The sequence below is a fragment of the Armatimonas sp. genome (assembly GCF_031410135.1).
Taxonomy (GTDB): domain Bacteria; phylum Armatimonadota; class Armatimonadia; order Armatimonadales; family Armatimonadaceae; genus Armatimonas.
Genome location: NZ_JANNYP010000442.1, coordinates 43,826 through 50,773 on the forward strand (window position 1 = coordinate 43,826; position 6,948 = coordinate 50,773).

The following is a 6,948-nucleotide window of genomic DNA, read 5'->3' on the forward strand; positions in this document are numbered from 1 at the left end:
GGTGGCGAGGCACGAGGCCGGGTGGGTTCGATTTTATACGTCGATCTGTGCCCGGACGAGCTCGCTGCCCTCGGCGTAGTTGATGTAGGCGGCTTTCCACTCGGTGCACCAGTCCATCGCCATCCAGCCCGCCTCGCGGTGGCCGTTGCCGGTGTTCTTGACGCCACCAAATGGGAGCTGAATCTCCGCGCCGCTGGTGGGCAGGTTGATGTAGACAATCCCGCTTTCGAGCTCGTCTAGGGCCCGCATCCCGCGCCGCAGGTTCGCGGTGTAGAGCGAGAGTGAGAGGCCGTAGTCGGTGCCGTTGGCGATGGCGATGGCTTCGTCGAGGCCGTCCACGGTGATGATCCCGGTGACGGGGCCAAAGATCTCTTCTTGGGCGATCCGCATCGTGGGGGTCATGCTGTCGAAGATCGTCGGGGCGTAGAAGCAGCCCTTGTCGAGCGGCGCATCGGTGAGCGGTGTGCCGCCGGTGAGCACCGTCGCGCCCTCGCTCTGGCCGATGGCGATGTAGCTGTGGATGCGCTCTAGCTGCGTACGATTCACGACGGGGCCGATCTGGGCATCGGGATCAGCGCCGGGGGCCATGCGTAGCTTGAGGGTCTCGGCGACTAAGCGCTCTGTAAAGTGGGCTTTTATTTTTTTATCTACAATTAATCTACTGGCGGCGGTGCAGCGCTGGCCTGCGGTGCCAAACGAGCTCCAGAGGCAGCCTTTAACGGCCAGCTCGATATCGGCGTCGTCGAGCACGACAATGGCGTTTTTGCCCCCCAGCTCGCAGCTCACGCGCTTCATGAGCTGACCGCAGCGCCCCGCGATGTGCTTGCCCACGGCAGTCGAGCCGGTAAAGGAGATTGTCGAGACGCCCTCCGCCTCAACCAAGGCCGCGCCCGCCTCTTCGCCGTAGCCGGTGACGAGGTTCACGACGCCTGCGGGAATCCCGGCATCGGCCATTAGCTGAACCAGCATCACCGCCATACCCGGCGTGTCCTCGGCGGGCTTCCATACCACGGTGTTGCCTGCGAGAAGCGCGGGGAACATCTTCCAGGTTGGGACGGCTATTGGGAAGTTCCACGGGGTGATCAGCCCGACCACCCCGACGGGAACGCGACGCGCAGCACAGTAGATGTCGGGGCGCTCCGAGGGAACCACACTGCCGTTGGGGAGTCGCCCGAATGCGGCCATGTAGTGCGCCATGTCAATGGCCTCTTGCACATCGCCACGCGCCTCGACCAGTACCTTGCCCATCTCAGCGACCATGGCCTGAGAAAATGCCTCTTTACGTTCTTCTAAAAGCCGCCCCACTTTGGTGAGCAACGCCCCCCGCGCCGGAGCTGGGGTCTTTCGCCACATTGGGTAGGCCGCCTTCGCCGCCGCCACCGCAAGCGCGACATCGCGCTGGTCGGAGCGGGCGTAAATTCCTAGAGTCTGGTCGGTGTTGGCGGGGTTGGTGGACGCAAACGTCGCGCCACTCTGACTTGCCACCCACTTGCCTTTGATGAAGTTGGTTTTGCTATCTGTCATGGGCAGAGTTTACCCCGTAACTTGCCTTGAAATGTTAAAAGCCCCCGACCCGCTCGGATCGGGGGCTAGAAAACCCGCTTACTTCAGCGGAGCGCGGGTGAACTTGGCATCGCCCATGGGGGTCTTGACCGTCATACCGGTGACCTTACCATCCTTGTCACGGTCGATTGTTACTGTGAAACCATCCGGCAGTCCTTCACCAGAAAGCTCATCTTTCTCGGAGAGCTTGGCATCACTAATCGGGGTGTCGCCCTCGGGTTCGACCACGAGCTTGCCGTCTTTGATGCGCATGGTCACGACAGGGAGGCCCGGCATGTCGGTGGTATAGATCCCTTCTAGTGCCTTCAGTCGAGCGAGAGGATCTGCGGCATCCGCCTTCTTGGGAGCGTCGGTTTTCTCTGCGGTGGGAGGCTTGGGGAAGGTCTTGCGTTTGAAACTGAGCTTGCCCACCGGCGTATCTGCAATCAGATGCGTGATCTTGCCGTCTTTGTCACGCTGGAACTTGGAGGTAATTCCCTCGGGCGAGTTAGGGGCAACCACATTGTCCATCTTGTCGAGCGTGAAGTTGATCTCGGGCTGGCCCTCGACCATAATCACCAGCTTGCCCTCTTTGACCAGAACCTCCAGCTCCGCAACGGGGCTTGCAGGGTCCTCGGCCTCGTACTTGCCCAGCACATCAGGAAGTCCCGCCGCCGCTTCTGCCTTAGGCGCCTCGGCTCCGGGGGGCTTGGGAAACGTCTTGCGGGTGAAGTTTAGCTTGCCCTGAGCCGTCTCTAGTACGCTTCCAATCACCTTGCCGTCTTTGTCGCGGGTGAGCTTCATGGACGTGACATCGGGGATCTCCGGTGTGGTGGTAAGAGAGTCGTCCTTGCCGATCTTTACTTCCAGATCCGGCTGGCCGTCGGTCTTGAGCATCAGCTTGCCCTTCTCCCAGACCATCTCGCCCTTGATTCGCATTCCCTCGATCTCATCGGACTCATAGACACCCAGCACATCGGGCACCTCGGCCTTCTTTGCCTCAGGTTTCGCCGCAACAGGCTTTGCCGCTTCCACACGCTTGAGGTCGCCGCCGCCCATCGGGGTCTCGACCTTCATGCCCGTGACTTTGCCGTCTTTGTCCTTGATCAGCGTGAACTTAAAGCCCTCTGGAAGAACGGCGGCTGACAGCTCACCCTTGTCGTTGAGAGTGACATCAAGCTCGGGAAAGCCCTCGGCAGCCATGATGAGCTGTGCGCCCTTGGCCTTAATAACAATCGTCGGTACACCGGGCATCTCTGCCTTATAGGTTCCCAGAGCAGCGCTCTGCTTGGCGTTCAGTTCCTGAAGAAATGTAAGGGCGGGGCGGGTCTCCCGTGCCATCGTGAGAGGTGCAAAAGCAGTCAGGAGTCCTGCTGCAAGTAAAAGACGCTTCATGGTTCGTTCACTCCTAAAAGCCTGCGTGCGAAAACACGCAGGCCAGTCTGGTTAAATGATACCCGAAATGTGGCTTCGGTTACATTAAGGCTTGCTACGGCTGGGTGCGATAGGCCACCTCCGGGAGGGGGTTTTCTCCGTAGCCGACCTGCGGAAGTAGCTCGACAAGCTGAGGGAGTGCACTAATTGACAGTAGATCCGTGAAGGGGCCGACGTAGCCCCGGCGGATCTGACGAAGCGCACGAGTAAACCCCGGGCCATCGCCTGAAGTTGCACCGTTGGCGATTTTTGTCCCGTTGGTGATAGGGGAGAAGCCCTTGCGCCAGTCCTTGCCACGAAGCGCTTGGTAGAGAAGGTGATCGGCTGCACTGAGCGGTGTGCGTGCCGCCACGAGAGCAGACCAGTGCGCCTGAAGCGACGCATAACCTGTCGAGGGCTCCTGAAAGAAGCGCTCGGTAATGGATTTTCCTAATGTGTTCACTGGATGAAAGACCTTTCGGTGTCTTACGAAAACAGGGTGCCCACCTTGCTTTTGATCTCAAAGCGGCAGGCACAGAGCCGACGCGACAAAAGACAAGGTCCATTAAGGGGGGCGATTATAAAGCTACAACTGAGTGATCCTCCAGAGTTAGATTTGAGTGCCCCCGCCGGGAATTGAACCCGGTTCAGGCAGCTTTAGAGGCTGCCGCCCCTCCAACGAGCATCGGAGGCAGGCAGTCAAGAGTCTTTTATCATAGTTTGTGTGGCGCTGGCAACTGTGTGCTAGAACAGCGCGAGCGCTTCTCGGCTCCCGGGCGCGATCCCGGCTTGCTCTAGCTGGAGAGTGGCGGCGACCACTTGCTCGCGTTCGGCTTCTAGGCGCTCTATGTCCAGCTCTCTCCCAAAGCTATCCGTAGGGCGGCCTCCGAGAGTCTCACGGAAGTGGGCGAGGGCTAGTGCCATCGCATCAAAGGTCTCCAGAGGCGCGGGGCACGACGGTAGCTCGAAGCTTAGGATCAAACCGGGGATCGTCTCGCCCTCAGCGGCACGCTCGGGCAAGAAGTAGCCGGGCTTGCCTGCGCTGGTCAGGGTGAAGAGGGCGCGTTGCGGTGCCGCAGGCCAGTGGATCAGGTCCAGGTGCCCCCAGCCAAAACCCAGGCCATACGCCGCTCGCCAGACCGTGCGCGAGGGGTAGGGAGTCCCTGGCGACAGCAGGCGCAGCTCGATAGAGCGGGCAAAGCGCTGCTTGAGGAGCACCAGCTCCGCCGCACGACGGGCGGTCTCTACAGGAGGCTCTTCACGCGTCACTCGCACTCCCAGGCGAACCGCGAGCGTGTGCGCGGCCATGAGCCCATGTGCCGCTGAGGCTGCCAGCTCTGTGAGGGAGTCGCCGGGAAGCTCCAGAAGCTCCCACTCCAGAGTCAGGGCCTGGTAGCTCGGGCGTTGGTGGGCCGTTTGTGGTGTGAGTCGGAGCCACTCGCCCAAAGAAAACCCCCAGAGTGCGCCCCCTTCAAGCTCAAGTGTTGTCAGAGCAAGACCGAGCGCTTCACAATAAATTGGCTGGGTATCGGCCAGATCAATCAAGAGGCTCGTGCCAGGACGAGGGCCAGGGGGAAGAGGGCGTGGTGCAGGCGGAAGTGTCACTGTGGGCAAGAGATATGGAAATGCTGCAATGGGCTCACTGCCCAGCGCACGCCGCACCCGCCGGGCCGTGTCGGGCATCTCGCGCCACTCGGACTGTGTCCAGTAATCGCCCTCAAAGCGGTGAAATGCCTCGGTCACTCCTCTATTTTACCGATTTCAACCGGCGGATTGGAGTTTATTAGGCATGGTAGAATATTTCTGACGATGCGCGACGGTTGATTTTGCAACTGCCGCGCGTTTTTTCATATCTTTGCAGTGAGGAAAACAGAAGCGGTATGTTGCTGGGAACGCAGCGGGTCAATGAGCAGGGACACTTGGAGATTGGTGGGTGTGATACGCTCGCACTGGCGGCGCAGTTTGGCACGCCTCTCTATGTGATGGATGAGGCACTTGTTCGCCAGAACTGTCAGCACTTCACACAGGTCTTCACGGAGCGCTACACCGGTGAGGTAGAAGTCTCCTACGCGGGCAAGGCGTTTCTGACGATGGCCATGGCTAAGCTGGTAGACCAGGAGGGGCTGGCACTCGATGTCGCCTCGGGCGGTGAGCTCTACACGGCGCTTAAAGCGGGCTTCCCGGCGGAGAAAATCCTCTATCACGGCAACTTCAAGAGCAGCGAGGAACTCCAGCTCGGGGTTGAGGCGGGCGTGGGACGTTTTGTGGTAGACAACCCCTACGAGCTCCAGCGCCTCGCGGAGCTCGCTGCCGCTCAGGGCAAGCGTCAGGCGATTCTGCTGCGCGTGACGCCTGGCATTGACCCCCATACTCACGCCAAGATCAGCACCGGCCAAGAAGACAGTAAGTTTGGTATCAGTGTCGCCAGCGGCCTTGCGCTCCAGACCGTTAAAGATGCGCTGGCGCTTCCCAGTATTGACTTTAAGGGAATTCACTGCCATATCGGCTCCCAGCTCCTCGACAGCCACACGCACGAGGAAGCTGCCGAGATCATGGTGGGCTTTATCGCCGCCATTCGGGAAGCCACGGGCTTTGTCTGCTCCGAGCTAGACATTGGCGGGGGCCTCGGGGTGCGCTACCTGCCCAGCCACAACCCGCCCAGCTACGAAGCTTTCGCCGATTCTGTGGTGGATGCCGTTGTCGGAGCGCTGAAACAACATAACCTGCCTCTACCGCGCCTGATGCTAGAGCCAGGCCGCGCTTTGGTGGCCGAGGCTGGAACCACGCTCTACACTGTAGGCCCAATCAAGACTATTGAGCTCGCCGACCGCACCAAGACCTTTGTCTCTGTAGATGGGGGCCTCTCGGACAACCCGCGTCCCGTGATGTACGGCGCGGAGTACAGCGTACTGGTCGCGGGTCGTGCCAGTCAGGCAAAAGACAAGACTGTGACCGTCTCGGGCAAGCACTGCGAGACCGACCTGCTCTTCTCAGAGATCGGGCTTGGCGAGGTACACTCGGGCGATGTCCTCGCGGTACAGACCACAGGAGCCTACAATTTCGGTATGGCCAGTAACTACAACCGCTTCCGCCGTCCGGCAGTGGTCTTTGTGCAAAACGGCCAGGCTGAGCTTATCTGGGAGCGGGAGAGCTACGACGACTTGCTACGGCAAGAGCGACTCCCACAGCGCTTTTTGGAGGGATAATCATGAAAGAGTTTCTGCTAAACACCATACACTCCGTCGGGCTGGCCGATCCTGCCTTGCCGATCTGGTTCTGGGCACTGGTATTGTTTGGGATCATTAGCTCCACGACGGTGCATGAGTTCGGACACGCCTGGATGGCGGACAAGCTGGGCGATCCGGGGCCGCGCGAGCAAGGACGTCTGACGCTCAGCCCCTTTGCACACTTTGACCCTCTGGGCTTTGTTCTGATGACGGTGACGACGCTCGTCGGGATGCCGCTGGGCTGGGGCAAGCCGGTCAAGACCGACCCCGATAAGTTCACGGGCGTGAGCCGACGCATGGGAATGGCACTGGTGGCAATCGCCGGGCCGGTGATGAACCTGGTGGCCGCGAGTCTCTTCTCCCTGGTCGTGCGCCTTGCGGCGGGCGGGAGCCTGGGCGGGCTACCTGACTGGTTCCAGTATGTTTTTATCGGGCTGATTATCGGCACCATGATCAATGTCTTGGTCTTTGCCGAGAACCTGATTCCCGTGCACCCGATGGACGCCTCCCACGTGGTCGCCGCGCTCCTGCCTGAGGGGCTTGGGAAAATCTACGTGAGCTTCATGCAGAAGTACGGCTTCTTTGTCTTACTTGGCCTCTCGTACACCGGGGTGATTGGCAATTTCCTGCTACCTGTCGTCAAGTTCTTCTTGCGGCTCATGCTGCCCATGCTTCCGATAGACTAGCCCTCCTCCCCCGGCCCCTCCACCCCAAAACAAACCCGGCGGGTGGGTGGGGGGGTGTTGTCGAATATGAATAAAAAACT

General features: G+C 60.2%; 6 protein-coding genes. 2 read left to right on the forward strand and 4 right to left on the reverse strand.

Annotated features, from left to right (window positions below; all coding sequences use genetic code 11):
- Positions 1-33: 33 nt before the first annotated feature.
- The 4 genes from RMO15_RS16470 to RMO15_RS16485 all read right to left on the reverse strand — a co-directional run bounded on the left by RMO15_RS16470 (position 34) and on the right by RMO15_RS16485 (position 4,698).
- Positions 34-1,524 (reverse strand): aldehyde dehydrogenase family protein, encoded by a 1,491-nt coding sequence (locus tag RMO15_RS16470; protein WP_309714538.1) that lies wholly within the window; start codon positions 1,522-1,524, stop codon positions 34-36.
- A 78-nt stretch (positions 1,525-1,602) separates the two neighbouring features.
- Entirely contained in the window at positions 1,603-2,937 is a 1,335-nt protein-coding gene (locus tag RMO15_RS16475) for a hypothetical protein (protein WP_309714539.1), read from the reverse strand.
- A 94-nt stretch (positions 2,938-3,031) separates the two neighbouring features.
- Positions 3,032-3,418, reverse strand: coding sequence for a hypothetical protein (locus RMO15_RS16480; protein WP_309714540.1), 387 nt, complete (start codon positions 3,416-3,418; stop codon positions 3,032-3,034).
- A gap of 281 nt (positions 3,419-3,699) precedes the next feature.
- Positions 3,700-4,698: a cell division protein ZipA C-terminal FtsZ-binding domain-containing protein gene (locus tag RMO15_RS16485; RefSeq protein WP_309714541.1), complete on the reverse strand. Its 999-nt coding sequence runs from the start codon at positions 4,696-4,698 to the stop codon at positions 3,700-3,702.
- A gap of 137 nt (positions 4,699-4,835) precedes the next feature.
- Between RMO15_RS16485 and lysA the strand changes: the two genes are divergently transcribed.
- Positions 4,836-6,161 carry a diaminopimelate decarboxylase gene (lysA, locus tag RMO15_RS16490; protein ID WP_309714542.1) on the forward strand — a complete coding sequence of 442 codons (1,326 nt, stop codon included), beginning with the start codon at positions 4,836-4,838 and terminating at the stop codon, positions 6,159-6,161.
- A 2-nt stretch (positions 6,162-6,163) separates the two neighbouring features.
- Entirely contained in the window at positions 6,164-6,868 is a 705-nt protein-coding gene (locus RMO15_RS16495) for a site-2 protease family protein (protein WP_309714543.1), read from the forward strand.
- The last annotated feature ends 80 nt before the right edge of the window (positions 6,869-6,948 follow it).